Origin of the sequence: Helicobacter sp. MIT 11-5569 (assembly GCF_000765695.2) — a bacterium.
Taxonomy (GTDB): domain Bacteria; phylum Campylobacterota; class Campylobacteria; order Campylobacterales; family Helicobacteraceae; genus Helicobacter_D.
The window spans coordinates 22,749-48,044 of sequence record NZ_JRPB02000007.1 but is presented as its reverse complement, the minus strand read 5'-3'; the positions used below and the strand labels follow the sequence as shown (position 1 = coordinate 48,044).

The following is a 25,296-nucleotide window of genomic DNA, read 5'->3' as shown; positions in this document are numbered from 1 at the left end:
TCAATACTTTATTCTTTAAATTCCTAAAAATTCTAATTAAGATTCCATATTTTTAGAATCTCTTTCCTAATCTTTCTCTTATCTCCCTTTGCAAATCTTTTTGAAATCTTTAAAATATGGCGAAACTTTAGCTATAATAGCAGCTTGCAAAGGTTCAAGCTTTAGAAGTTTTACACAAGATTCCAAATCTAATTTTAAACTCCAAAATGCACAATCTTTGCAAAATTTAATGAAAGGTTTTCTAATGAAAAAAAACCACAAAAATCTTTGTCCCAAAGGTTTTAGAAAGAAATATTTTTCACTTGCTGCGATTTTGGCACTCAATAGCGCACTTTTAGCGCAAAACCAAAATCTAGCACTTAATGAAAAATCAGATTCTGCTCAAAAGAATCTCAAACTTTCTATTATCCATACAGAAGAGTTTGTGGAGAATGTGGATTTTAAAGAAGAGTTTGACGCACAAGAGATTCAACAATCCAATGCTCAAAATATCTATGACTTCTTAAACTCTCATTCTCTACTTAAAATTACAACAAATTATGGCAATCCTTACACAGCAAATATTGATTTACGCGGATTTGGACAAAATGGACATAAAAATATTGCCATTATTGTTGATGGAATGCGTTTAGATAATATTGATGGCGCACCAATTTCACTAAGTAGTATCCCGCTAGATTCTATTGCCAAAATAGAAATACTCAAAGGCAAAGGAACAACCAAATATGGAAGCGGCGCAACAAGTGGAATCCTAAAAATCACCACTAAGCGCACCAAAGGTGGCACATTTAATGTAGGCTACGCAAGTTACGATACATTAAACTCACAATTTTTCGCGCGCGAAGTTAGAGATGCTTTAAATATCGGAGTATATGGACAATACCAACACAATGAAGGTGCAAGGAAAATCACGCAAGGAAGTGAGGAAAAAGACGGCAGCTATAACAAAAATGGTGGAATCACTGCATTTTTGTATCCCGATGATTCTTTAATCTTAAAAGCAAATTTAAATTATGCAAAATATGGAATCAAATACGCAAACCCGCTCACAAAAGAGCAATTCACAAACAATCCCACACAAGCCCCCTTGCCTTCTTCTTTTGGCGGAGATACTTGGACGCACCAAAAGCGTTGGGATTTAGCCTATTCCACAGGCTTTACAAGCTTTAGTGATTCTGGAATCATAACAGATGTTAATATCGGTGGCAGCAGAAACACAAGTCGCTATACTAATTTTAATAACAGACTTGAAGGAAAAGGACTTTTTGGAGATTTTAATACGCAGTTTAAAAACGATTCCTTTTTGGCAGAATTTGGCGGAGAATTGCGCACAAATGAACGCAGAAATCAAGGCACAAAAGCGCAAGTAGAATCCATACTAGCATATCTTAATGGTGAAAAATACTTTGGGGATTCTACATTAAATGCTGGAATCTCCACGCAAAGGGTAATCTCTAAAATGGGAGAATCCCAATCAGAGAATTTACTTGGTGGTGAGTTTGGATTCCACTATGATTTAAGTGCGCAAACCGCACTTTTTGCTTCTTATTCTCGCAGTTTTATCGTGCCAAATGTGGATTATCTGTTTGATTGGCAAGGTAATTTAAATCATCTTATAGAAACTGCGACTTTTGATACTTACCAAATTGGCACAAAGACTATCTTTGGAATCCACGAATTAGGGGGGAATCTCTTTTGGATTAATGGAAGTGATGAAGCATATTTTGAGCCTTTTACTTACCAAAATAAAAGCTTAGGTAAAACGCGTAGAATCGGCGGAGAAGCGAGTTTTACTACACATTTTGGCTCACAAATTTCTTCGCGTCTTGGCTATGCTTATGTGGATTCCACAATACGAAGCGACACATATCAAGGCAATGCGATTCCGGGTGTTCCCAAACACACCTTTAGCGCAAGTCTTAATTATCTACCCATTTCACAACTCAATCTTGGAATCTCTTATAAATTTGGCTCTAGTATGTATGATTATAATGACTATAATAACGCACAAGAAAAAGCCCCAAATTACCAAAGCCTAAATTTAAGCGCAAGTTACAAGCTTAAAAGTTTTGAAATTTATGCCTATGTGCAGAATCTCACAGACCACAAAAACGCGATTCTTGTCTCTGAAAAATATTATCCTTATGAGTTTGAGCGCATTTTTGGCGGCGGAATAAAATATGTGTGGTGAGATAAAAACAATCAAAAGCAAGCCTAGGATTCATCTGCGATTCTACCTTGCTTATAAACTTCTAAACTCCCTATTTTTGGGAGTTTCTCTAGGGACAATCTTTACAATCTATACCCCGCTTAGCCCAAAAATTTATTCCATTGGTGGAATCGCGCTCGCATTTGGTGCATGGTGCTTGACATTTTTTTACACAAAAATCCTAAAAGAAAAGCCCTACAAAGTGATTCTTTTAGGAATTGAGCTGATTCCCTTTTTTTATATCCTTGCCTTTTTAGCCTTTCCACATACATTTTTAGGCGCGATTCTTGTTTATATCCTTTATCAAATCACCTTTATTTTTGGCGATTATTTAGGGCGCGCTGAAACGCTCATTTTTTCAAAAAGGCGCATTTTATCCGCTTTAGATAAACGCAAGCAAATCGGCTATCTTTTAGGACTTGGAATCGCATTTTTATTTTATGCGTTTTTAGAATCCCAAAATATTATGCAAAAAGAAGTGCAAATCTACAAAATACATTTTTTATTATTTCTGTTACAATGTTGCGTATTTTTCACAATATTTTACGCCTTTAAAAAGAGAAAAAATGTCCGATTTAAAAGCAGATTATCGCAAAGTTTTTAAAAACAATCTTGAAAAAATTTATAAAAAAAATAATACACTTTTGCTTGATACTAAGATTCAAAAATCCCTAAAAATAGAAATTGAACGCTACATTGCCACCCACAAATCTAAACGCCCTATTAATATCTTATTTTACTATCCCTTGCCCATAGAGTTTGATATTAGAAAACTATTACATTTTTACAAAAAACAAAAAAAGATACAAATTTTTCTGCCCCTTATGCAGGGTATTAGTTTTAAAATTGTAAAATATAGACTTCCAATGCAAAAAAGGGCTTTTGGAGTTTATGAATCTAGGGATTCATCTTTTAAAATCTCAAAACTTGATTACGCAATTGTCCCTGTAATTGGAATCGATAAAACATTTAAACGTATAGGATTTGGCAAAGGAATGTATGATAGATTTTTTAGCACTTTAAAAACAAAACCGCAAACAATTTTTATATGCCGTGCTTTAAATCTTGCACAACACGCTATCACACAATCTTATGATTTACAAGCAAATATATTTATTACGCCCTTTGCTCTCCTAAAATTTAAGGATATAAACAATGATTACATGGGTTGTTACAAGTTCTATTCTCTCTGCTCTAGTCGCCGGCGGCGGTAGTTATCTCATTTCGCGCAAACTCTCACTTGCAAGCTCTAAAATCCAACTTGAGCAGGCAAATGCAAGGGCAAAAGCTATTGAATACGAGGCAGAGAGATTTTTACAAGAATCAAAGATTAAGGCAAAAGATATTGAACTAGAAGCAAAACTCAATGCCGATAGGGAAAGTAGTAAAATCTTAAAAGAACATGAAGCAAATTTGCTACTTTTTGAAAAGGAAAAATTAGCGCAATCCCAAAATATGGAAAGAGAAATTTGCAAAATTGAGCATGAAAAGCATTTGTTACACAAAGACCGCAATGCCCTCTTTAAAGAACAAGAATCCCTAAAAAAGCTAAAAAATACTTATAATGCAAAACTCGAAGAACTTACACAAAGTTTATCCAAAGTAGCTAACCTTACTAAAAATGAAGCAAAACAAATGTTTTTAGAACGCATTAAAGAAGAATCCAAACTAGAAGCTTCAAAAATCATAAGAGAGCAAGAAACACAAGCAAAAGAAATCGCAAAAGAAAAGGCAAATTATATTTTAGCAATGGCGACATCGCGTTTTGCAGGAGAATTTGCAGCAGAGCGACTTATCCAAAGTATTGTTTTGCCAAGCGATGATTTAAAAGCGCGCATTATTGGCAAAGAAGGGCGCAATATCAAATGCTTAGAAATGATTTGCGGCGTGGATATTATCATTGATGATACGCCAAATGTGATTATTGTAAGCTCACACAATCTGTATCGGCGCGCAATCGCGGTAGAAACAATCAACCGCCTAGTTGAAGATGGCAGAATCCAACCTGCAAGAATTGAAGAAATCTATCAAAAATGCTTCGATGAGTTTGAAGAAAACATCTACAAAGAAGGAGAACATGTAACGCTCGACTTAGGACTTAGCGGAATCCACCCAGAAATTAAAAAATTAATCGGCAAGCTACGCTACCGCGCTAGTTATGGACAAAATGCTTTAGCACATTCCCTAGAAGTCGCAAACTTAGCAGGAATCATCGCTGCTGAACTTGGTGGAGATTGTATGCTTGCGACACGCGCAGGATTATTACACGATATAGGTAAATCACGCACACACGAGTTTAAAGGCACGCATGTAGAACTAGGAGCAGAAATCGCAAGACGTTATAACGAACCTCCGGTGGTTTTAAATGCGATTCTATCTCATCATGGTAATGAAGAGATAAAAAGTATCGAAGCTGCTGCTGTTTGCGCTGCTGATGCACTCTCCGCAGCACGCCCGGGCGCGAGGCGCGAAGTGCTAGAGAATTACCTAAGACGCGTTAGCGAGATAGAAAAAATCGCCACTTCCAAAATGGGTGTTTTACACGCTTATGCTATTAATTCTGGACGCGAAGTGCGTGTGATTGTCAAATCAGAAGATATTGACGATGATGAAGCTTATGTTTTAGCAAAAGAGATTGCAAAAGATATAGAATCTAATGTGCAATATCCCGGCGAAGTAAAAGTTAGTGTGATTAGAGAAACTAGAGCCTGCGCTGTGGCGGAGTAAATTAACTTTGCTCGCATTAAAAGCTTTAATTTTTCCATCAAATTTATAAGCTGGTAAAATTCCAGAATCAAAAAAGCTAAAAACTGCTACATTTGCCCCCCCCCCCCGCAAAGGCATTTGCAAGGTTAGCCGCAACCTTTTCTGTGCCACCAAAACAACAAACATTTTCTATAACAATCAAAATTTTCACTCTATTTCCTTATTATCGGCTTTTTGTGTGAGAATATATTGTGTCATTGCGTTTTTCAATTTCGATAATTTTTATAATTTGTATTTCTCTATTTTCTGAAATTGTAGCAATGATTCTATAATCTCTAATTCTCCAACGATAACGATTATCTTTGTAATTGACTAATTTTTTACATTTGGTAGCCCTAAAGGATTTTTGCAATCTTTCAATTTATCAATAAACAATACTATTTTTTGAGCCTGATGAAGATTTTTCTTTGCAAATTTTTCAAGCCATTTTTCGACTTTTGGTGCAATCCTTAGCTCAAAATTCATCTGTATATTCCGCATTAATTTCTTTTTCTAACTCTGCTTCAATTTGCTTTTTTTCTGTTTTGCTAATTGATGCTTTTATGCTATTTAGGATTTTAGAATCTTGAACCAAAACTGCTTTTATTTGCGCTTTATTACCAGTCAAAGATTTTTTGATTTTTGATTCTAAAAATTTTTTTAAATTGAGATGATTTTCTATTTCTTGTTTGTATTTTGAGATTTTATTTTCAGTAGAAATTAACGCATTCATTAAACGTTTTTTATCCATATTTTCATACTTAGAATAATCAATATTTGATACCATTTTCTCTCCTTTTTGTTGGAAGTTTCAATTATAACATAAAAACAAATCTCACTTTATTTTGATTCTATTTTGTTTTCCTAAACAGCTCCAACCACTGCTGCATAACAATGTTTTACAAACCTAATTTTACTCTTATTTTTCTCCTTAATGCAAAAGACTTTTTAAAGAAAAATCTCTCTAACTTATCTTTAAAAGACAATCTACCTTCTATGCTTTTAATTTTGCACATAGTTTTTTGCTGCTCGTCTTTAAGTTGCGTAAGATATAAAGAAGCGATTTTTTGATTTTTATTAGAAGCATTTTGTATTGTAGATAGGACAAACTCTAAATCTTGATAATTTGTTTTGATTTTTTTCAGATTGTTTGTTTGAGATGTAGAAGCCATGTTTAACCGATAATTATACAAAACATCAGAAAGATTTAAAAATTTCTCACATTCACAAATTAAGAAAAAATTTACCATCACATCTTCTGCCATTGAAATTTTTCTTTTTGTAAAAGAATCCATTGCTTTTAAAAATTTATCTTTTTTTATTAATTTTCCAACCATGGATAAATTTGGATATTTTTGTCGATATAGCCAATTACTATAATCTTTTAGGCTCAAAAATTCTTGATGATTAAATATAAAAAGTTTTCTTCTCTTTCCTTGACAATACCTAAACATTCCAAAAGTGATATAATCAAACCCTTCTTGCAATGCAATCTCACATGTATTAAGCTCTAAAAAATCATCAGAATCCAAAAACATAATATAATCCGCTTTTGCAACTTTTGCCCCCTCAAAGCGCGCTAACATTGACTTTTGATTTTCTGCCATTTGGATTATTCTTATCCTAGAATCCCTTCTTGCATACTCTTTTACAATCTCCATACTTCTATCATTTCCACAATCATCTACTAGAATAATCTCAATTTCTTTTAAAGTCTGATTAATACAAGATTCTAAGCATTCTGCAATATATTTTTCTACATTATAAACAGGGATAATAATAGAGATTTTAGGCTGCATTTCTGTCCTTAAATATTTTATACCACACATATAAGAATCCATAATACAAGCATTGTGCAGCATTTCTTTTCTTGAACGCTTCTTTGTATTTTGCTTTTGCTTGACGATAAGGTAATGATTCTTTAAGATTCCGCTTTAATGCTTGGCAAATCTCTTTTGGAATAAAATTATCCAGCGCAGCAAACCACTCATAAGTCCTAATGACATGATAATTTTGTGGAAAATTCCTATAACACCATACAAGTAAAATTTGGTCGTCATCAAAAATATTTAAAGATGTAAAAGCCTCCAAAGCCTTTTTAAAGTGCTCTTTTAATGCTATCCAAGCTTGAATATTCCCCGAAAACAAAGAACCTATCAAAAAAACATTCATATTAAAATAAATTTCAGCAATACTATCTTTTTCATTGTCTTTTATAGAGAAAAAATTGATTTTATCATGTTCAATATTTTTCTGTGGCGTCAAGAGAAAATCAAATTGTTTAGAATCTTGATAAAATTTCCCTCCGTGGTTATATCCAAAATCAAGCCATAAAACCTGCCTGCTCACGATTCCACGCTCTATCGCATCACAAACAAAATAAGGCTTACAATACATTAAGTAGCAATATTCCGCACTTAAACATTCTATATTTTGTGGATTTTTACGCCCTTGTGTTTGGTCAAAATCTTTAAAAGTTTTTTGGATTTTCTCTAATGCACTTGTATCAAAGGATTCTAAAGGCTTGATAATCACTTGCGTTTTGGATTCTAACCCTTTTGCTTTTCTGATTTTCAAAATCGCTTCTTCATGCTCTTTTGTCGTATAGACAATTAAAGGATTTTTAACGCCAGCCCAAAATGCAAAATATTCATAATACCTTGTATAATCTCTTTTAAAATCGTCAAGATTTTCTCTTTTAATATCATAAAATGCAGTTACTATCGTCATAGATTCTATATTTTCCACATTAATCCTTGTAATACTAACTTTTACCACGCAAAACAATATTATCCACCATAGAATCTTTTAGCGATTTATGATAGGTAAGTTTATGCACTGATGATTTTTCTTTTATACTATCCCACAAAGCCGCGTCATAAGAGCTTTTTGCAAATAATTGTAGCAAATGAATCTCTGTATCATTTTGCCCTTCAAAAGAGATTCTAAAATGCGCATTTACAAGCTCAAATAGAATCTGAAAGACAAAATAATGTCTCAAAATGTTCTCATTCTCCCAATATTGCAACATTGTATCTCTTAATGCCACAACCATAGGGTTATTAGCTTTTCCCACCATAAAGCTACTACAAAATTTCACCATAAAATCTTTATCCCAACAAAAATAGCGGTAGTTAAAATTTATCCAACGCTTATAATCTTTTGGAGCATTTGGAGAGCGTATTGGGGCAAAAAAATCTTTTTCGCAAATCTCTTGTGGAATCCTGCCACTTAAAAAAATAGTCGCGTCTAGCCAAATCCCTCCATAGGTTGATAGCAACGCCACGCGCAGCAAATCCGAAAAAAAAGTTTTTGTAAATTCTTTGTTTTGCATTTTTTCAGCCACAAAAGGCGGAAAATCTATATAATCTTTTATGGAATTTTCATCTAAAATGATAATTTTATGCGTATCTCCCATATGTTTTCTAACCGAAGCAAAGCACGCTTTTACTATCTCTGGAGCTTGCTCTTCTCCTTGAAACCATAATTGCCAAATAATCTTTTGCCCTTTAAAATCCACTTTAGGTGTAAAATCCCATTTTTGCAATTTATTTTCAAAATAAGATTCCACATAATGCGCATTTAAATACTTCGCGACTTGGCTTTGCGCCATAGCTTCTTTTTTTGCTTTAAGACTTCTTCTTAAAGACTTTATAGGAATCAGCTCCGCTAAAGCATACAACAACTTACACATATTCTTTTAATCTCTTAAAACTTGGAATCAAAAATAAAATTTCTTTTTTAAATCTTTTAAGATATTTGCGCCATTTTGGACGCCTTTTAGTGCGATTAGTATTAGAATCCTGCACCGATGTTTCCTTGCCAAACACCTCATCAGTCTCTACGACAACAGGATAAAGCGCATACACATTTACGACATTATCATCACTTGTGCTATGGTCATAAGGGACAAGGATTTTTTCTAAATGTTGATACATTTTTTGCGCCCCTTTAAGCTTCCAATACAACGCATGCGTGCCAAACCCTCCCCCAACAAGTCGCTTCAAATGATAAGTGGAATCCAAAGCATAATCATAACATCTTGAAAATGGCGATTCTATGCGAAATCCATCGTCTAAATACACTTGCCGATAATGCCCAAGTAATAGCAACTCCAAATCTTTAGGAAAATCTTTGCGCAAACTTAAAAGATATTCCAATCTTTCATCAAACCACGCATCATCTTCTAAGATTACGCATTCTTCTAATCCAAGTGCAAACATTCTCTCAAACGCTTTTTTGTGGCTTAAAGCACAGCCTATTTCTCCTTTTGATAGAGTTCTTCCTAAAAGATTCTGACTACCTGCGGGATTACTTACATTTGCAATAACGCTTTCATCTAACTCTTTGCCATTTACTGCATCAATAATCTCAAAATCCAAATGATATTTTAAGCAAAGATTTGAAATGTATTCCCTCCTTTGCGTTGCAGCTATTAAATTAATAACAAAAAATTTCAAACCCTGCATTATCTAGCCCTTAAAATCTCTAGCACAGCCAAAGGATACAAATAATGCTCTAATTGATGCACGCGCTCTTCATAAGATTCCAAACCTTCCTTATCTTTTTTGGCAATTACCCCTTGTGCTATCAACTCCCCACCATCTAGCTCATCACTTACAAAATGCACACTAACACCGCCAAGCTTCATCGTGCTTTCATAAGATTCCTTGATTCCATGCGCTCCTTTAAAAAGCGGCAAAAGCGATGGGTGGATATTAACCGCTCTTATCGCATTTGTAAAAACTGGGGTTAAAATACGCATAAATCCAGCTAACACGCATAAATCTAACTCCAAAGGCTCTAAAATCTCTACAAGATTTTTATCAAACTCTTCTCTATCTTTAAATGCCGCACTTTCTAAAACTTGTGTTTGTATTCCTAGATTCTTAGCGCGCACCAATCCATAAGCGTCTTTTTTGTTACTCAAAGCTAGCACAACTTCAACCTTAAAAGAATCCCCGCCTTTAATAAATGTATGATGGATTCCACCGATTGAATACTCGCTAGAACACTGCAAGGCTTCATCTTTTACACCAAAGCATTGATTATGCAAAGCTTTGATTAATGCTTCTAAATTACTTCCATTACCACTAAAGAGAATCGCAATACGTTTTACTTGCATACTTTGTTCTTAGAAAAAAGCTTTGGGTGTGTAGCTTTTAGGTTTTCAATATTTTGCAAAATCTCCTTAACCCCATATTCCACACTCTCTTCATCAAGATTATCAATATACGCATCTAATGCTTCTTGAATACTCTCTTCTTTTGCTCCGCTTAAAATTAACGCTGCACACAGCATATCACTAAGTTGAATTGATAGCTCTTCAACTTCTTCTTCTAGCTCTTTTATTCTTTCCATTTTTACTCCTTATGATTCTAAAATATCTTGTATATTTGCTTTAATATCTGCATATACAAAACTTTCTTTAAACCCATCAATCTTGCCCCCGCTTGCATTAGGGTGTCCTCCACCATTAAAGCATTTTTGTGCTAGCAAACTCACATCACAAGCATTATTTGCACGCAAACTTACATTCCCTCTAGTGCTTATATCCATAAAAAAATCAAATTGCGTATTATGCTTTAAAAATAAATTTGCTAGCACAGAAATATTCCCAATACTATAACTCAAAAATCCCCGATACTGCCCCCAATACACACTGCAAGATTCCGCCTTTTGGCGCAATAACTCACATTGATAATACGAAACCAAATTATCTAGCGTATCACTTAACAAACTTCCTTTTAAAAAACATTTCTTCATCTCTAAAATCGCATTATCTAGGAGAATATGCCCATTATTTTCTTTTAGAAATTGCGCACTATTTCTTAAAAGCTCTAATTTATACTCCCTATCTGTATCATCAAACATAAAGCGATTAAGTTCTTTTGCTTCTACAATTAGACGCATTGCTACCTTACCAAACTCAAAGAAAGTTGTATTTTCTAACCACAAATCAATGCTATTTATCATATCCACCATAGGTTCTAGCCAAACTTTTATGGAATCGCAAAGCCCATAACGCTCTAAAAGTGTATCATACACAATTTTTGTCGCACAACGTTTTGTATCTAAGACATACCAATCATATTTTTGTGCGCATTCTTGCCCACTTTTGTGGTGGTCTAACAATTCAAAACTAACTTGGAATCCCTCTAAATTTAGCTCTAATACAGATTGTGAAAGCTTTTGGCACTCTTCAAGTGTTAGATTTAAATCACTCACTAAGATATGTGCTTTACTTCCTGTATCTTGGAGTTTAATCTGCTTATAAATCTGCTCTAAGCGCGCAATAACTTCCTTTCCATAATTTGCATTATAAAAATACAAAATAGGATTCTCAAAAGCATTTTTATAAATTTCTTGACTAACCATTTGGCAGCCATAGCCATCTAAATCAATATGGGATAAATGATACACTTGCATATTCTACAACCTTACTAAACTGGAAAATCCACTGCTCCTAACACTTCGTATTTCGTCTGATAATCAATCTCTGCAACACTTAGAGTAATCATATCGCGACCAAAACCATATTGCTCTATAAATGTTGCAAGTGGTTTTCTAAGCACCATTGGAACTCCACCAATAATCGTAGGCACAGCCCCTAAAGAAACACCCTTTTGGCGCGCGACACCAATCGCATCAAGCAAGCTTTGTGATTCTGTCGGGCTAAGGCGCAAACGCTGCCCAATTTTTTGTCCATCTGGCAATCGCTCTAACAAGAATTGTTCAAGTGTTGGAGAGAGTATGAAATAACGCAATGTTCCATCATCGCTTTGAAAATTATATGTAATTAAACGTTTTAAACATGCTCTTACATATTCTGTAAGAGTCGGTAAATCCCCTTTATACGCAGGGTATCCATCAGCAATTGCTTCTGCAATACTTAGCATATCCTTAATAGGAATCTGCTCGTGTAGCAATTCTTTTAAAATATGTTGAATCACCCCTACACCAATCCCTTTAATCTCTTCAGCAAGCACAGGATAATCTTGCCCTAACTTTCCAAGTAAATTATGCACTTCTTGACGCGTTAAAAGCTCTTCAGCATGCTGTTTGATAAGCTCTTGAATATGCGTGCTAATAACTGTTGCACCATCAATTATTGTATAGCCTTCAATAATTGCATCTTCTTTTTTATCTTCATCAATCCAATACGCATCTAATCCAAACACGGGCTCTTTTGTAGGGATTCCATCTTGTAACTCCCCTGCAAACCCACTAGATGCTATGGCTAGATATTTACCTACCATAATTTTGCCATGCCCAATTTCAATTTCTTTAAGAAAAATTTGATACTCATCAGGAGGCAAATCTAAATTATCTCTTAAATGCACCATAGGCACTAAGATTCCATATTCTACTGCCATTGCTCTACGCACTTGACGAATCTTATTAATAAGCTCTCCACCTTGTGCTGGGTCTGCAAATTTAATCAACTGATACCCAAGCCCAACGCGCAAGATTTTTACCTTTAAAGCATTATCAATCTCTGCTTCATCACGCTTTCTGCGCTCTTCTTCGCTTTCTTGTGTTGGTTGTTGTTGTGCAGCAGCTTTTGTGGCAGCTTGTTGTTGTGCAGCTTTACGCTGTGGCAAATCTTCTGCGTCTATTACATCTTTTGCCTTGTTATCTTTTTTCATTTTATTCAAAAGGGATTCCACATATTTCCACACTTCCCCATCTTTTTGCTTGCTTAAAAGCAAGGCAAGGCTCAAAAAAAGCAAACCTACAAACCCGAGTGAAAGCGTTGGCAAACCCGGAACCATTGCAAAAAGCAATAAAATACAACCCACAATTAATAATGTTTTTGATTCATTAATCAGCTGGTCTATAATTCCAGAAGCAAAATTATCACCCTCTTTGCTAAAACGCGTAACAATAATACCTGTAGCAGTAGAAACGATGAGTGCGGGAAGTTGAGAAACCAACCCATCGCCAATCGTTAGAATCGTAAAAGTTGAGGCAGAATCCGCCATTGTCATATCTCTTTGGAAAACTCCAATCAGAAATCCCCCAATAATATTAATAAGCGTAATGATAATACCCGCAATTGCATCACCTTTAACAAACTTATTCGCTCCATCCATTGAACCATAAAAATCCGCTTCTGCCGCAAGCGCATCACGTCTTTCTTTGGCTTCTTCTTGTCCAATGATTCCAGAGTTTAAGTCTGCATCAATTGCCATTTGTTTTCCCGGCATTGCATCAAGTGTAAATCTTGCTTTTACTTCAGAAACACGCGTAGAACCATTTGTTACAACCATAAAATTAATAATAACTAAAATAATAAATAAAATAATCCCAATGACATAATTTCCGCCCACGACAAACTGCCCAAATGCAGCAATAATATCACTCACCGCCGCAGGTCCTAGATGCCCATTACTTAGAATCATTCTTGTTGTTGCGATATTTAAGGCAAGACGAAAAAGTGTAATAATTAGCAAAAGTGTAGGAAAGGCTGAAAAATCTGTGGGCTTTTTGACATAAAGGGCAATCAAAATAATCAAAGCAGAAAGTGCAATAGAAATTGCTAAGAAAAAGTCTAATAACCCACTAGGAAGCGGAACAATAATAATAGCTAAAATAGCGACAATAAAAAAGACGACTGTTAAATCTTTTGAGCCTGTCAAAAATCCTAAAAAAGGTGCTATTTTACCTAGAAGCGAAGTTTTTTTCTCTGCCGCTGCCAAATCTACTCCAAAAACACAAGAATTAATCTGTAATTCTAATAGTTTTTGCCCTATAAAATCAAGAAATTTGCATAATTTTAGCGGATTTTTACTTTTTTATGTTAGAATTTTCGCTTTTAATTTTATACCAATCAGGAGGTCAAAATGGCTCAAGATTCGGCGAAAAAAAGAGAAATTGTTTCTGCTTTTGCTAGAAGCCCTAAAGACACAGGTTCCACAGAAGTTCAAGTTGCGCTACTTAGCGATAGAATTAAATCTTTAACAGAACATTTAAAGGTTAATAAAAAAGACCATTCAAGCCGTTTGGGCTTAAGAAAACTTGTTTCTCAAAGAAAAGGTTTGCTAACTTACCTAAGACGCACAGACTTTAAACGCTATGCAAGCTTAATCGAAAAACTCGGCTTAAAAGATAGAGGTTAATCTCTACTAGAGCGCAAGCTCTAGGGATTCCTTTGCTGCTGTAATTATCTTTTCATCTTGACTTAAATCTACCCAATGAAATTGCTTACCGCTTTGATTTTCTCCGCTTAATAAATCCCCACTATTGCGATATTCTAAATCAAGTTGTGCAATCTCAAATCCATTTTGTGTTTTTGCAAATGCTTCTAAACGTTTTGTAGCTTTTTGTTTGGTAAATAAAAAGCAATATCCCTTTAAGCCATTGCGACTTACTCTTCCGCGCAGTTGGTGTAAAGTCGCTAATCCCAAACGCTCCGCACCAACAATCACAATCGTGCTTAAATGTGGCAGAGAGATTCCAACTTCAATCACCGTAGTAGCAAGCAAAATCTTTCCTTTTTTTCTAAACTCTTCTAAAACTTGTTCTTTATTTTTATCCTTACCATGCGTGCTATACACATTCTCAAAATTCTTAAACCAAAACTCTTCGCCCTCTTTTAAGGCAGTGTAATTAAAATTTTCGCTCTCTTCAACCAAAGGATACACGATAATGATTTGATTATCCTTTTGGATTTCTGCCCTAATATGTGCCAACAAATCTTTAAAATCATTTTGATGAATAATCTGTGTTGTGATATTTTTCTTAAAAGGCGTGTCTTTAATAAAGCTAAAATCTACAAAATTTGATGCAATCATTGCTTGTGTGCGTGGAATCGGGGTTGCAGAAAACTGCAAAATATGCGCGCGTTTAGAATCTTTGGCAAACATTTTTTCCAAAGCACTTCTTTGCGCTGTTCCAAAGCGATGTTGCTCATCAACCATTACCAAAACCCTATCACTCAAATCTTGATAAAGCAATGCGTGCGTGCCAATTAAAAAATCACATGCTTTAATATCGCCTACTTTGCTACTTTGTGTCAAAAGTCCAATCTCTAATGTTTTTGGCAAAAACTTCTTTGCTTCCTCAAAAAGCTGTTTTGCTAACACAGAAGTTGGAGCCATTAACACGCTTTTGTTAGGATAAGCAATCAGCACAGAAGCTAGAATCACAATTGTTTTACCACAACCCACATCGCCTACAATCACACGTCTTGTAGCAAACTCACCCTTTAAAGAATCTTGGATTTCTTTAATTGCCCCTCTTTGCCCATATGTCAGTGCAAAAGGTAGAGATTCTATCCATGCATTTATATCGCTATTTAATGCTTTAAGTGCTTTGACATAACGTTTTTTACCGCGCAGAAGGCGCATATGTTCATAAATTTCAATAAATTTTAATGCGTCTAAATACTGCCCAAAAAATCCGCCATTTGCGCTAAATTCCTTTAAAAATGTAAAATCTGGGTGATAAATGCAGACAAGAGATTCTAAAATCTCTAAAGGCACATTGGGATAAAATATTTTAAGAGATTCTAATTCTACAGACTTCCCAAAAGTCCTAAATACAAGCTCTTTACCTGCAATTGCACCAAAATTTAGCACAATTGTATTAGTGGTTTTTAGAATCTTTGGTTGGATTAGAGAAAGTGAGATTCCATATTTTTGAAGTTTTCCGCTAACAATAAGAGTGGTATTAGGTTTAAATTGACTTTTATGATAAGGTTTTGGGTGAAAAATAATAAGCTCTAACTCACAATCAAACTTTGCGCAATAGCATAAGATACGCGCAGGATTTGAAAATCTGAAGTTTAAAATCTCAACTTCAAGCACAACATTATGATTAATGCTTAATGTTTCGCTTAAAAATGTATTTGTGTAGCCTTTTGGCAAGACTTGCAAAATCGCCTCAAAGGGCGTCTTGCCATATTTTTGCCAAAACTCTGCCATTCACCTAATCTTTATCCTTCAAATCTGCGCTCACCACTGCAAAGCTAAGGTCTTTTATCTCGGTATGCGCTTTAATGTAAGCATTAACATCTTTAAGTTTTAGGTTTTCAATCTCTTTTAACACTTGCGCATTAAAATCTAGTGGAAGATTATCGTAATAATTCATATATGCTGTGCCTAGACGTTGGGATAATGTTTCATTACGCAATGGCTCACTTCCTAGCAAATAACGTTTTGCTTCATCAAGCTCTGTTTGTGTGATTCCATTTTTGACAAAATTATCCACCACTTCGACAACAAGTTTTTGTGCATCTTTTTCATTTTTTAAGCTAGTTTGCAAATAACCAAATGCGTAAGATTGCCTATTTGTCGCACTTAAGCGCATTACCGCAGAATACGCTAACCCTCTTTTTACGCGCACTTCTTCCATCATACGACTGCCAAACCCGCTTCCGCCTAACACAAAAGAAGCCACCTTGATATAAGCTAATTCTTTTTGCAAATCCTTAACTTCAAATGGCGCACCAAAATAAACATAAGCTTGTTGCGTATCTTTTAGAATACGCTCATAGCTTTTAGAAGCATTTGCTTCTCTTTTTGTAATCTTGATTTTTTTGCCTTTTGGAAGTTTGCTCAAAGCCTCTTTAAGCTCTTCAGCGATTTTATTAAATTCTACATCACCACCTACAACTAAAATTAACGATTCTAAATTGACATAATTTTTATAAAACTTTTCTATATCGTCTAAACTAATCTTTGCAATAGAATCTTGCGTTCCACTTAGTGGATACTCTAATGCAGTGCCTTTAAAAAGCAAGGATTGCAACAAACGATTTGCCTGATAATCATAGTCGTTTTCTTTCTCCAAAATCGCAATAAGCGCATTTTCTTTAACTTTATCAAGAGTAGCTTGCGTAAAATTTGGGTCTTGCAATAAATCTTTCAACAAAAAGATTCCATCTTTTTGCACACTTTGCATTCCACTAAGGGTGAAGCTTAGTGTTTCAAGCCCACTTCCAGCACTTAAAGAAAGTGCTTTTTCTTCTAATTTTTGTGCAAACTTTGTCGCGCCTAATTTCTTTGTGCCTTCATTTAATGCAGAGCTTGTAATATCAGACAATCCTAGATTCTTACCATTGCTCACCCCTCCAGCACCCTTAAAGATAAGCTGCACATAAAAAAGGGGCAACTGCGCATTTTGCTCATAAACAATAGGAATCTCTACACCATTTACCTGCAAACTTTTCATTTCAACTGCCATCAAACTCCCCTTTATCACCAAAAGACTCAATATAAATGCAAATATTTTTCTCAAAATCTCTCCAAAATACTATACGCTGTATCCCTTTTAGCTGGAATCTCTCCTATATCACGGATTAAGTTAATCATTTCAGCTTGATTCATAGAATTTCTAGCTCCAGCTGCTGCTACGACATTTTCTTCCATCATCGTGCTTCCTAAATCGTTCGCGCCAAAAAGTAATGCTAATTGCCCAATATATGAACCTTGCGTAACCCAACTACTTTGGATATTTTGAAAATTATCCAAAAAGATTCTACTACAAGCAAGAAGCCTTAAATAGCGGTTTGAAGAAGCTTTATGTAGATTTGGCATTTCTTTTTGCAAAGGAGTAAAAGCCGGCTGAAAGCTCCATAAAATAAACGCCCTAAAGCCATTTGTCGCATCTTGTAAATTGCGGATTCTCTCCCAATGCTCTACAATATCTTCATCGCTTTCCACGCTTCCAAACATCATTGTTGCTGTGCTTTTGATTCCTAGTTTATGCGCTTCTTTATGCACTTCAATCCACTCATCAGAATCCAACTTCTTAGGCGCAATCACATCACGTACTTTATCGCTTAAAATCTCCGCACCAGCCCCGGGAATCGAAGCCAAACCACATTTTTGTAAGCGGCTTAAAACTTCAGCAATAGAGATTTTAGAAATTTTTGCAATATAATTAATCTCAATTGCAGAGAATCCATGGATTGTAATTTGGGGGTATTTTTTAGCAATATGGCTAACTAAATCCTCATACCATTCAACTTTTAAGCTCGGATGCACGCCACCTTGAAAGAGAATCTGCGTACCGCCAATCTCTAGCAATTCTTCAATTTTCTTATCAATTTCTTCAAAGCTTAAAATATAAGTATCTTTTTCATCTAAACGACGTTTAAAGGCGCAAAACTTGCAATCCACCCAACAAATATTTGTGTAATTAATATTTCTATCCACAACAAAAGTCGTGATATTATCAGGGTGTAACTGCTTTTTGATTCCAAAAGCGCGTTCGCCTAGCTCTTTAAGCGAAGCATTTTGCATTAAATCTAAAATCTCATCTCTGCTAACACGCGGTAATTTCACCTTAACAATGGCATTTTGCTCTTTAGAATTCTTAGCAAAAACATCTTGTAAATTTGAACAATCAGACATTAGAATCTCTGCCCCATCGTAAATTCAAAGGAAGAAGTTTCATCGCCGACTTCATCATCCAATGCTTTTGGGAATATGAAGTTAATAACGCCAATTGGAGATACCCACTCAATCCCTAAACCAACAGAACTTCTTGTCATATCTTTAAATCCGTCATTTCCAATCATTCCATAATCATAGAATCCAGTAAAGCGCATCTGCACAGTTTCAAAAGGATTATAACTTAACTCTACAGTATTATAAAAATACTGCTTACCACCAATTCTTAAGCCAAACTCATCTCTTGGGGTAATAGAACGACTTTCATAACCACGCACGCTATTAATACCACCTAGATAAAATTTCTCACCAATTGGCAAATATCCTTTATCTTGCACATAACCAGCCTTTGCACGGTATCTAAAGATTAAATCTAAATCCACCCAATCTTCAGCCGACTTATAGAAGTTAAAAGTTCCTTGATATTTAATAAACTCCGCATCTCCTCCAACACCAGCATATTCCATGCCTCCAGTTGCTCTAATCCCATTTCTAGCAAAGAGATAGGAATCTGTGCTATCATAGCTAAGTCCGGGAATGATGGAAGATTTTGTGTAACTTCCATAGTAATATTGGCGATACAATTCCTCAAGCGTTGGGCTATCAAAGTCTTTTAGTCTTGATTTTTGAAAACCATAACCCAGCGTTAAATCCAACTCATCCCAAATTCTTTTACCCCCAACAATACTAAATCCAGTCGATGTTTCTGTATAGTCGTAATTTTCGTAATCACTTTGATAAATATCAGTCGCCACAGAATAATCTGTATCTAAAATTGCCGGATTATAAAGGTTTAAACGATAAGATGTAGAAACTTCACTCTTATCTAAATATACACCAGCTGTTAATCCTGTTCCAAAGATATTGCGGTCTTTTACAGATATGCTACCCATTACCCCATCATAACTTCCATATCCTAAACCAAATGCAAATTCTCCTGTTTTGCCTTCTTTAACTTTAACGAGCAAATTTACATTCTCTTCATCTACACGCTCTTCTTGAATATCCACGCTTTCAAAGTTTCCTGTACGCATAATGGCGTTTTTAGAACGTCCAATTTTGCTCATCTCATATTCTTCACCGGGAGTTAAAAGCACATTTCTACGAATGACACGATCTAGAGTTTTATTATTTCCAGAGATAATAACATCTTTAACGCGCACTTTTTTGCCTGCTTGAATATAATACACAATCCTAACTTCCCCATTTTCTGGATTTTTATCTAAATCTGGCATTACACGCACAAAGGCATATCCTAAATCTCCAATCTTGTAACGAATGGATTCTATATCTTGTCGCATTTTTGCAACATTATAAACTTTTCCCTTTTCTAACTTTAACCCATTATATAAAGAATTGACTGCGATAACATCTTCTTCTAATACAATCTCAACATCAGAAACCCTATAACGCTCTCCCTCATTAATATGATAATCAAGCACCGCATTATAAGTTGTGAAGTCTGTTTTCAAGAATGGCGCACTAACATCTGCATCTAAATATCCTTTTTGTAGATACAAATCACGAATCCTTAAGCGGTCTGCGTCTAACTCGTTGATTTGTAACTTTCCACTATTAAATCCCCACATCCAGCCAATAAAATCTTTTTCTTTGTTAGCCGTTGCTGCTTCTAGTCGTGATACAGAAATCCTATCTCTTCCGTAATAATTTGCTCTACGGATAATAATTTCTTCCCCTTTGTTGATTTCTAAAGTAACTTTTAGTGCATTTTTTGAAATCTCTTCTGTTGTTACCTCAACAACACTATCATAATAGCCTTGCGTTTCTAACAAACGAATAATTTGACGACGCACATTTGCAATCTTATTTTCATCATACACATCACCTTTTTTTAACCCAATCTCTTTGTCAAGTTGTTGTTGCTCTTTACCTGCCCCATACCCGCTTATAATAAGACTCGCAATCACCGGTTTTTCTACAAAATGATAAGTTAAGATTCCATTTTCTTCTGTAATCCAAACATCTTTAAAATATCCTTGCGCATAAAAATCACGCACAGAAGCATCTACGCGATTAATATCTAATGGCTCACCTATGCGAACTTTTGCAATTTCATTTGCAATAAGTGGAGAGATTGCATTTAATCCCTCATATCGAATCTCTTTAATAATTGGTAATTCCGCCGCCTGCACATTCGCAGTTAAAAACGCTACTGGAGCTAATAAAGAAAGGGGTTTAAAAAAACGCATTAATCAACCTTACAAAAATTATTTAAAAATTTTGCGATTCTAACCTTTTATACATAAAAAAGCAGTTAAAAATATTATAATTCAACTAAAATTTTACATTAGGTTTTATTATGCAAGCAGGAATCATCGGACTTGGATTAATTGGAGGCTCTCTAGGATTAGCATTAAAAGAAACACAAATGTTTAAAAGTATCGTAGGACTAGATAATAATTCTATCCATTTACAACAAGCACTCTCTTTAGGGCTTGTCGATGAAGGGGTGAGTTTAGAAGAGATTAAACGCTGTGATGTTATTTTTCTAGCAACGCCTGTAGAAGCAATTTTACATCTACTTCCAGAGCTTGTTGGCGTTGCTCCGCATTGCACGATTATTGACTTAGGAAGCACAAAACATTTAATTGCTACAAGCATTCCTGAAGAAATCCGTAAAAATTTCGTCTGCGCACACCCGATGAGCGGGACAGAAAATTTCGGACCAAAAGCCGCTTTTAAAGAACTTTTGCCTAACCATATTATTGTTTTAACAGATTTAGAAAAAAGCGGAGAATTACAAGTTGCAATGGCAAAAGAAATTTTTGTTGCTTTAAAAATGCACATTATTAAAATGGATTCCAAATCTCACGATAATCACGCGGCTTTTATTAGTCATATGCCACATATTATCAGCTATGCACTCGCAAACACTGTGCTCTCCCAACAAAATCCAACAGATATTCTAGCACTTGCTGGTGGGGGTTTTAAAAGTATGGTAAGAATCGCAAAAAGCTCCCCAAGAATGTGGAGTGATGTCTCTAAGCAAAATAGAGAAGAGCTTTTAAAATCTTTAGACTGCTTTGAACAAGAATTAGCTATTGCCAAAACTTTAATCCAAGACAAAAAATGGGAAGAATTAGAACAATGGATGACTAAGGCAAATTCCCTTTATGAAGTTTTCTAAAAATATATGCAAATTTAAGTTGCTAGAGTTTATGAGCGTAAGGAATTTTAATGTTAAATATGAAAAATATAAGGCATTAAACCTGCAAGATGTATAATACTACGATTAATAGGAGTATGGCAATGTTAAATCAAATTGAATTAAAGATGCTAGAAGATATAGAATCTAAATATTATATGCAACCAATGATTACAAAAATTAAGAGTGATCTTTCAAATCAAACATTGACTTTGAAAGAAGTTTTTAATCATTTGTATTCTTATCTTGTAAATTGTAAAGATGAGGTAGAGAATCTTATCCAAACAAGAATCCAAAAAGGAGAGATAAAAGACGCAAGTCAAGCTAGAAAAAGTATTGCTGGAGGAGCATTTTCAAACCTCATTATTTGGGTGTTTTTAAAAAATAAAGAACAGGGTAATATAGGACAAAATATTTTTATTACTTCTAAAATCTCTTCTATACCACAATGGCAAAATTTATTTTATATTAAAGTAGGAGATGAGACGCAAAAACCCGATGTAGATTTGGTAATTTATAGCTTAGATTCTAAAAATAAATTATGCAGATGTATTATCTTATCATTAAAAACTTCTTTGCGTGAAAGAGCTGGACAAACTTACAAATGGAAGCTGTTAATGGAGATTGCTAATACTGAATCTAGCATTAAAACAAAATATGATATTTCTTATAATCCTCCTATCTTACCGCTTGTGTGCTTTGCTACTGTGAATTTTTATAATGAAATTAATAATCCTCAACACAGAGGAATGTTTAAATTTTTTGATTGTGCTTTCATAGGAAAAAATATACAAACAGGAGATTTTATCAAGCCTCTAAGCTATCTTATTGATTATATAGGAGAGAATCTCTAATGACACTTATAGAATATTCTCATAATGCCCAAGAAAATTCCATTAAGTATTTAAAGAAACAAGAATATCACGCTACATATAATTCTAAATATGACTTTTTGGGACAATCTTACGGAAGCCTATATCCAAATTTGCATAAATATCCCGCTACAATGCTCCCTCAAATTGGTTTGGAGCTTTTCAAAGAATTTAAGGTTAAAAAGAGCAACCTTTTAGACCCTTTTTGTGGAAGTGGAAGTAGTTTTATAAGTGGCTTAGAATATGGGATTACAGATTTCGTTGGATTTGATTTAAATCCTTTAGCCATAATGATTGCAAAAGCCAGACTGCAATATATAGAAACCTCACAACTTCTTAAACAAAAAGATATAATATTAGAGCAATTATTATTGAAAAATGAGCAATTTTTAAATAATAATCCTTTAAAAAATATTACTAATCTTGATTTTTGGCTACCTAAAGAAGCGCAGCAAGATTTAAAGTGCATTTTTTCTTATATTGAGCATTTGGATAATATGGCTATACAGAATTTATTTCTCCTTGCTTTTAGCGAAACTTTAAGAGAAACAAGCTATACCCGCAATAATGAGTTTAAACTCTTTAGAATGAAAAACTATGAAAATTATAAACCCAATGTCTATGAAATTTTTAATAAATATATAGAAATAATTACAAAAAATTATTTGCAGTTTTATCAACCAAAATTGAAAGATATTATATTTTCTCTTATTAATACGAGATTTAAAAAATCTAAGCGGACATTTGACACTATTCTTACAAGCACCCCTTATGGAGATTCTAGAACTACCGTTGCTTATGGGCAATTTAGCACTTTTATAAATGAATGGCTTGGTTTTAAAGATGCAAGGAAACTTGATTCTGAATTGTTGGGTGGCAAAAAGGTGCAAAGTCTTTATAATAAAGGATTGATAAAAGAATATATTTTAGAAATTTATAGACTTGATACAAAAAGAGCTTTAGAAGTCTCTAGTTTTTATTTTGACTTAGAATTAAGCATTAAAAATTTAATAGATTCTATTAATATGGGAGGAAAGGTATTTTTTGTCGTAGGAAATCGCAAGGTAAAAAATATAGAGCTTCCCACCGATAAATTTATTTCTGAAATTTTTTGCAATAGTGGTTTCAGGTATTTACAGACAATTAAACGCAAGATTTCTAATAAGTCAATGCCTCCTTTAAACTCACCTAGCAATAAAAGTGGATTTAAATCTAATACAATGAATGAAGAATATATTATTGTGTGTGAAAGATTAAGATAACTTCGTAAAATTAAGGAATACAATGATAAACATGAAATGTTACTCAGTAGTTTTATTGTCAATAAATAAAACAAAGAAATGGATTAAAAGTGCGGCAGGAGTTGTTTCTGTAGTTCTTTTTATAACAAGCATAATTTTATTGGCAATTACATGGTCAGATTATGGAAATTTTAGTGAAAGAGTGGCAACCAATATAAATAATATACTTTTTGGTCTAGCAACAAATTTGCTTGGAATAATCGTAACCGTTTCCTTTGTTCAATATTTTATAGATAGACAGAGTGAAAAAGATAAACATAGAAAGGAAAACTTGAAAATAAAAAGATATGATAGAATCATGAGAGTTTTACTTGAAAGGTATTTGATGTATTTCAAGTGCCTAACTACTCCAATAGAAATAAGAAATAAAAATGATCCGTTGAGAATGCTAGATCAATTTAAGTTTGAAGATATGTGTGATTTATATAGATCATCGCTATATATATGCGAAGGGCTTTTTGAATCTTCAATAGAATTGTTCTATGAATCAGAAGAAATATTACGAAACTATATGGTTAAAATGATTCAAAATATCAATTTTAAATATAATGAACAATTAAAAGAAATTATTATGGACTTTGTGGAAAAATCAATTGAATATGATGTGAGAGGAGCTGTATTGAGAAATATGACAACTTATTGTGGTGAAAAACGAAACTCCGAGACCATCATGGAATATATAAAAGATACCTCGCAGGACTGGATTGGAAAGGAACAAAGAGGGAAATTAAATTCTAATATAATGTTGCCATATACCCGATTATATAAACTTTTAAAAATTGAAATAGAATTAATTAAGGGTTACGAAGAATATATGAATATAAATATTAGATAATCGGTTTATTTTTCGTGTTCAACTTTTGCGATATTGTTGGTGCAGCATAGAGATTGAAAAATCAAGGTTTTGACTTGATTTTAAAAAATAAAAATTATTTTGACGAAAAAACAAGCACACAATTTTCACCGGGCATTTATGAGCTATACGATGGGACTAATCTTTTACAACAAGAAAAAATGGACTTTCAAATACATCTTTATAAACTCGGCGAAATGGAGCAATATTTGCAAAATGCAGGCTTTACAAACATAATAGTCTATGCATCTTATCAAAAGACACTTGCGCAGAATAATCACACAGAAATGTTTTTATATGAATGCTCTTTTTGATGGTTTTTTTGCAACGAAGATTTAGGAATCCTAGCAAATTTAGCGGTGCTATTGTGGGATAGCCATTCCAACAAGGAATTATTTGATGAATTTTCTAAGATTCTTACAAAAGAAAATGCTCAATTCTTTTTGAAATTTGCAAATAATGAGCCTATTGGTTTTGCACAATGTTCGCTAAGATATGATTATGTAGAAGGCACAAAAACAACTCCTGTTGGCTATTTAGAAGGAATCTTTGTCAAAGAAAAATACCGCAATAAAGGCTATGCTAAAGAATTATTAGCAGCATGTGAAAAATGGGCAAAGGACAAAGGCTGCAAAGAGTTTGCAAGCGATTGTGAAATTAATAATATCAAGAGTTTTTCTTTTCATAGGGCTATGAATTTTACAGAAGCAAATAGAATTATTTGTTTTACTAAAAGATTACAAGATTAAT

The 25,296-nt window shown here is 34.1% G+C and carries 25 protein-coding genes; 11 read left to right on the top strand and 14 right to left on the bottom strand.

The window, feature by feature from the left end; genetic code table 11:
• The first annotated feature begins 100 nt into the window (after nt 1-100).
• From LS70_RS06850 to rny, 4 genes are read left to right on the top strand one after another with little or no spacing between them, the layout of a single operon-like run.
• Entirely contained in the window at nt 101-2,191 is a 2,091-nt protein-coding gene (locus LS70_RS06850; RefSeq protein ID WP_236096453.1) for a TonB-dependent receptor, read from the top strand.
• Nucleotides 2,181-2,813: a hypothetical protein gene (locus LS70_RS06845; protein WP_052083409.1), complete on the top strand. Its 633-nt coding sequence runs from the start codon at nt 2,181-2,183 to the stop codon at nt 2,811-2,813. Before LS70_RS06850 ends, LS70_RS06845 begins: the two co-directional genes overlap by 11 nt.
• Nucleotides 2,776-3,423 (top strand): 5-formyltetrahydrofolate cyclo-ligase, encoded by a 648-nt coding sequence (locus tag LS70_RS06840; RefSeq protein WP_138109395.1) that lies wholly within the window; start codon nt 2,776-2,778, stop codon nt 3,421-3,423. The genes LS70_RS06845 and LS70_RS06840 overlap by 38 nt, the downstream gene beginning before the upstream one ends.
• Nucleotides 3,365-4,936: a ribonuclease Y gene (gene rny, locus LS70_RS06835; protein ID WP_034290219.1), complete on the top strand. Its 1,572-nt coding sequence runs from the start codon at nt 3,365-3,367 to the stop codon at nt 4,934-4,936. The genes LS70_RS06840 and rny overlap by 59 nt, the downstream gene beginning before the upstream one ends.
• Nucleotides 4,937-5,012: 76 nt before the next feature.
• Here the strand turns inward: rny and LS70_RS10315 are convergent, their stop codons facing one another.
• The 10 genes from LS70_RS10315 to flhA form a co-directional block, all read right to left on the bottom strand.
• Nucleotides 5,013-5,126 carry a glycosyltransferase family 4 protein gene (locus LS70_RS10315; protein WP_138109394.1) on the bottom strand — a complete coding sequence of 38 codons (114 nt, stop codon included), beginning with the start codon at nt 5,124-5,126 and terminating at the stop codon, nt 5,013-5,015.
• A 303-nt stretch (nt 5,127-5,429) separates the two neighbouring features.
• Complete coding sequence (locus LS70_RS06825) at nt 5,430-5,741, bottom strand: hypothetical protein (RefSeq protein WP_034290221.1); 312 nt, start codon at nt 5,739-5,741, stop codon at nt 5,430-5,432.
• 112 nt (nt 5,742-5,853) lie between these two features.
• Nucleotides 5,854-6,753: a glycosyltransferase family 2 protein gene (locus LS70_RS06820; protein ID WP_034290287.1), complete on the bottom strand. Its 900-nt coding sequence runs from the start codon at nt 6,751-6,753 to the stop codon at nt 5,854-5,856.
• Nucleotides 6,743-7,702, bottom strand: coding sequence for a WlaTC/HtrL family glycosyltransferase (locus LS70_RS06815; protein WP_052083411.1), 960 nt, complete (start codon nt 7,700-7,702; stop codon nt 6,743-6,745). Before LS70_RS06815 ends, LS70_RS06820 begins: the two co-directional genes overlap by 11 nt.
• 16 nt (nt 7,703-7,718) lie before the next feature.
• Nucleotides 7,719-8,648: a capsular polysaccharide synthesis protein gene (locus LS70_RS06810; RefSeq protein ID WP_034290222.1), complete on the bottom strand. Its 930-nt coding sequence runs from the start codon at nt 8,646-8,648 to the stop codon at nt 7,719-7,721.
• Nucleotides 8,641-9,423, bottom strand: a complete 783-nt coding sequence (locus LS70_RS06805; RefSeq protein WP_201273977.1) for a glycosyltransferase family 25 protein — start codon at nt 9,421-9,423, stop codon at nt 8,641-8,643. The genes LS70_RS06810 and LS70_RS06805 overlap by 8 nt, the downstream gene beginning before the upstream one ends.
• Nucleotides 9,423-10,079 (bottom strand): phosphoribosylglycinamide formyltransferase, encoded by a 657-nt coding sequence (purN, locus tag LS70_RS06800; protein WP_034290224.1) that lies wholly within the window; start codon nt 10,077-10,079, stop codon nt 9,423-9,425. The genes LS70_RS06805 and purN overlap by 1 nt, the downstream gene beginning before the upstream one ends.
• Nucleotides 10,070-10,315 carry a hypothetical protein gene (locus LS70_RS06795; protein ID WP_034290226.1) on the bottom strand — a complete coding sequence of 82 codons (246 nt, stop codon included), beginning with the start codon at nt 10,313-10,315 and terminating at the stop codon, nt 10,070-10,072. The genes purN and LS70_RS06795 overlap by 10 nt, the downstream gene beginning before the upstream one ends.
• A gap of 9 nt (nt 10,316-10,324) precedes the next feature.
• Nucleotides 10,325-11,383: a DHH family phosphoesterase gene (locus tag LS70_RS06790; protein WP_034290228.1), complete on the bottom strand. Its 1,059-nt coding sequence runs from the start codon at nt 11,381-11,383 to the stop codon at nt 10,325-10,327.
• A gap of 14 nt (nt 11,384-11,397) precedes the next feature.
• The gene (flhA, locus tag LS70_RS06785) at nt 11,398-13,656 is read right to left on the bottom strand and encodes a flagellar biosynthesis protein FlhA (protein ID WP_034290230.1); all 2,259 of its coding nucleotides are present in this window, start codon (nt 13,654-13,656) and stop codon (nt 11,398-11,400) included.
• 144 nt (nt 13,657-13,800) lie between these two features.
• Here flhA and rpsO point away from each other — a divergent pair, with 144 nt between their 5' ends.
• Nucleotides 13,801-14,076 carry a 30S ribosomal protein S15 gene (gene rpsO / locus LS70_RS06780; protein ID WP_034290233.1) on the top strand — a complete coding sequence of 92 codons (276 nt, stop codon included), beginning with the start codon at nt 13,801-13,803 and terminating at the stop codon, nt 14,074-14,076.
• A gap of 6 nt (nt 14,077-14,082) precedes the next feature.
• Here rpsO and recG read toward each other — a convergent pair whose 3' ends face one another.
• From recG to bamA, 4 genes are read right to left on the bottom strand one after another with little or no spacing between them, the layout of a single operon-like run.
• On the bottom strand, nt 14,083-15,882 hold the full coding sequence (gene recG, locus LS70_RS06775) for an ATP-dependent DNA helicase RecG (protein ID WP_034290235.1): 1,800 nt from the start codon (nt 15,880-15,882) through the stop codon (nt 14,083-14,085).
• 4 nt (nt 15,883-15,886) lie between these two features.
• Nucleotides 15,887-17,143 (bottom strand): M16 family metallopeptidase, encoded by a 1,257-nt coding sequence (locus LS70_RS06770; protein ID WP_052083413.1) that lies wholly within the window; start codon nt 17,141-17,143, stop codon nt 15,887-15,889.
• Between the two features lie 50 nt (nt 17,144-17,193).
• Nucleotides 17,194-18,315, bottom strand: coding sequence for a dehypoxanthine futalosine cyclase (locus LS70_RS06765; RefSeq protein WP_268902945.1), 1,122 nt, complete (start codon nt 18,313-18,315; stop codon nt 17,194-17,196).
• Nucleotides 18,315-20,564 (bottom strand): outer membrane protein assembly factor BamA, encoded by a 2,250-nt coding sequence (gene bamA, locus LS70_RS06760; protein ID WP_034290239.1) that lies wholly within the window; start codon nt 20,562-20,564, stop codon nt 18,315-18,317. The genes LS70_RS06765 and bamA overlap by 1 nt, the downstream gene beginning before the upstream one ends.
• Nucleotides 20,565-20,674: 110 nt before the next feature.
• On the opposite strand from bamA, the gene LS70_RS06755 reads away from it, so the two are divergent.
• The 6 genes from LS70_RS06755 to aac(6') all read left to right on the top strand — a co-directional run bounded on the left by LS70_RS06755 (nt 20,675) and on the right by aac(6') (nt 25,295).
• A complete protein-coding gene (locus tag LS70_RS06755; RefSeq protein ID WP_034290240.1) occupies nt 20,675-21,502 on the top strand; it encodes a prephenate dehydrogenase in 828 nt (275 codons plus the stop codon).
• 122 nt (nt 21,503-21,624) lie between these two features.
• Complete coding sequence (locus LS70_RS06750; protein WP_034290241.1) at nt 21,625-22,374, top strand: BsaWI family type II restriction enzyme; 750 nt, start codon at nt 21,625-21,627, stop codon at nt 22,372-22,374.
• Nucleotides 22,374-23,654 (top strand): restriction endonuclease subunit M, encoded by a 1,281-nt coding sequence (locus LS70_RS06745; protein WP_034290242.1) that lies wholly within the window; start codon nt 22,374-22,376, stop codon nt 23,652-23,654. The genes LS70_RS06750 and LS70_RS06745 overlap by 1 nt, the downstream gene beginning before the upstream one ends.
• 22 nt (nt 23,655-23,676) lie before the next feature.
• Nucleotides 23,677-24,528, top strand: coding sequence for a hypothetical protein (locus tag LS70_RS06740; RefSeq protein WP_034290244.1), 852 nt, complete (start codon nt 23,677-23,679; stop codon nt 24,526-24,528).
• Between the two features lie 74 nt (nt 24,529-24,602).
• A complete protein-coding gene (locus tag LS70_RS06735; protein WP_201273976.1) occupies nt 24,603-24,860 on the top strand; it encodes a hypothetical protein in 258 nt (85 codons plus the stop codon).
• A gap of 27 nt (nt 24,861-24,887) precedes the next feature.
• Nucleotides 24,888-25,295 (top strand): aminoglycoside 6'-N-acetyltransferase, encoded by a 408-nt coding sequence (aac(6'), locus tag LS70_RS06730; RefSeq protein ID WP_034290246.1) that lies wholly within the window; start codon nt 24,888-24,890, stop codon nt 25,293-25,295.
• Nucleotide 25,296 lies beyond the last annotated feature (1 nt).

Excerpts from the sequence above, each read along its gene's own strand:
- LS70_RS06755 (WP_034290240.1), top strand. The coding sequence starts at position 20,675 with ATGCAAGCAGGAATCATCGGACTTGGATTAATTGGAGGCTCTCTAGGA.
- LS70_RS06745 (WP_034290242.1), top strand. The coding sequence starts at position 22,374 with ATGACACTTATAGAATATTCTCATAATGCCCAAGAAAATTCCATTAAG.
- LS70_RS06765 (WP_268902945.1), bottom strand. The coding sequence starts at position 18,315 with ATGTCTGATTGTTCAAATTTACAAGATGTTTTTGCTAAGAATTCTAAA.
- rny (WP_034290219.1), top strand. The coding sequence starts at position 3,365 with ATGATTACATGGGTTGTTACAAGTTCTATTCTCTCTGCTCTAGTCGCC.
- LS70_RS06820 (WP_034290287.1), bottom strand. The coding sequence starts at position 6,753 with ATGCAGCCTAAAATCTCTATTATTATCCCTGTTTATAATGTAGAAAAA.
- LS70_RS06825 (WP_034290221.1), bottom strand. The coding sequence starts at position 5,741 with ATGGTATCAAATATTGATTATTCTAAGTATGAAAATATGGATAAAAAA.
- LS70_RS06845 (WP_052083409.1), top strand. The coding sequence starts at position 2,181 with ATGTGTGGTGAGATAAAAACAATCAAAAGCAAGCCTAGGATTCATCTG.
- LS70_RS06740 (WP_034290244.1), top strand. The coding sequence starts at position 23,677 with ATGATAAACATGAAATGTTACTCAGTAGTTTTATTGTCAATAAATAAA.
- LS70_RS06790 (WP_034290228.1), bottom strand. The coding sequence starts at position 11,383 with ATGCAAGTGTATCATTTATCCCATATTGATTTAGATGGCTATGGCTGC.
- purN (WP_034290224.1), bottom strand. The coding sequence starts at position 10,079 with ATGCAAGTAAAACGTATTGCGATTCTCTTTAGTGGTAATGGAAGTAAT.
- LS70_RS06795 (WP_034290226.1), bottom strand. The coding sequence starts at position 10,315 with ATGGAAAGAATAAAAGAGCTAGAAGAAGAAGTTGAAGAGCTATCAATT.
- LS70_RS06770 (WP_052083413.1), bottom strand. The coding sequence starts at position 17,143 with ATGGCAGTTGAAATGAAAAGTTTGCAGGTAAATGGTGTAGAGATTCCT.
- LS70_RS06805 (WP_201273977.1), bottom strand. The coding sequence starts at position 9,423 with ATGCAGGGTTTGAAATTTTTTGTTATTAATTTAATAGCTGCAACGCAA.
- bamA (WP_034290239.1), bottom strand. The coding sequence starts at position 20,564 with ATGCGTTTTTTTAAACCCCTTTCTTTATTAGCTCCAGTAGCGTTTTTA.
- LS70_RS06840 (WP_138109395.1), top strand. The coding sequence starts at position 2,776 with ATGTCCGATTTAAAAGCAGATTATCGCAAAGTTTTTAAAAACAATCTT.
- LS70_RS06750 (WP_034290241.1), top strand. The coding sequence starts at position 21,625 with ATGTTAAATCAAATTGAATTAAAGATGCTAGAAGATATAGAATCTAAA.
- LS70_RS06810 (WP_034290222.1), bottom strand. The coding sequence starts at position 8,648 with ATGTGTAAGTTGTTGTATGCTTTAGCGGAGCTGATTCCTATAAAGTCT.
- recG (WP_034290235.1), bottom strand. The coding sequence starts at position 15,882 with ATGGCAGAGTTTTGGCAAAAATATGGCAAGACGCCCTTTGAGGCGATT.
- rpsO (WP_034290233.1), top strand. The coding sequence starts at position 13,801 with ATGGCTCAAGATTCGGCGAAAAAAAGAGAAATTGTTTCTGCTTTTGCT.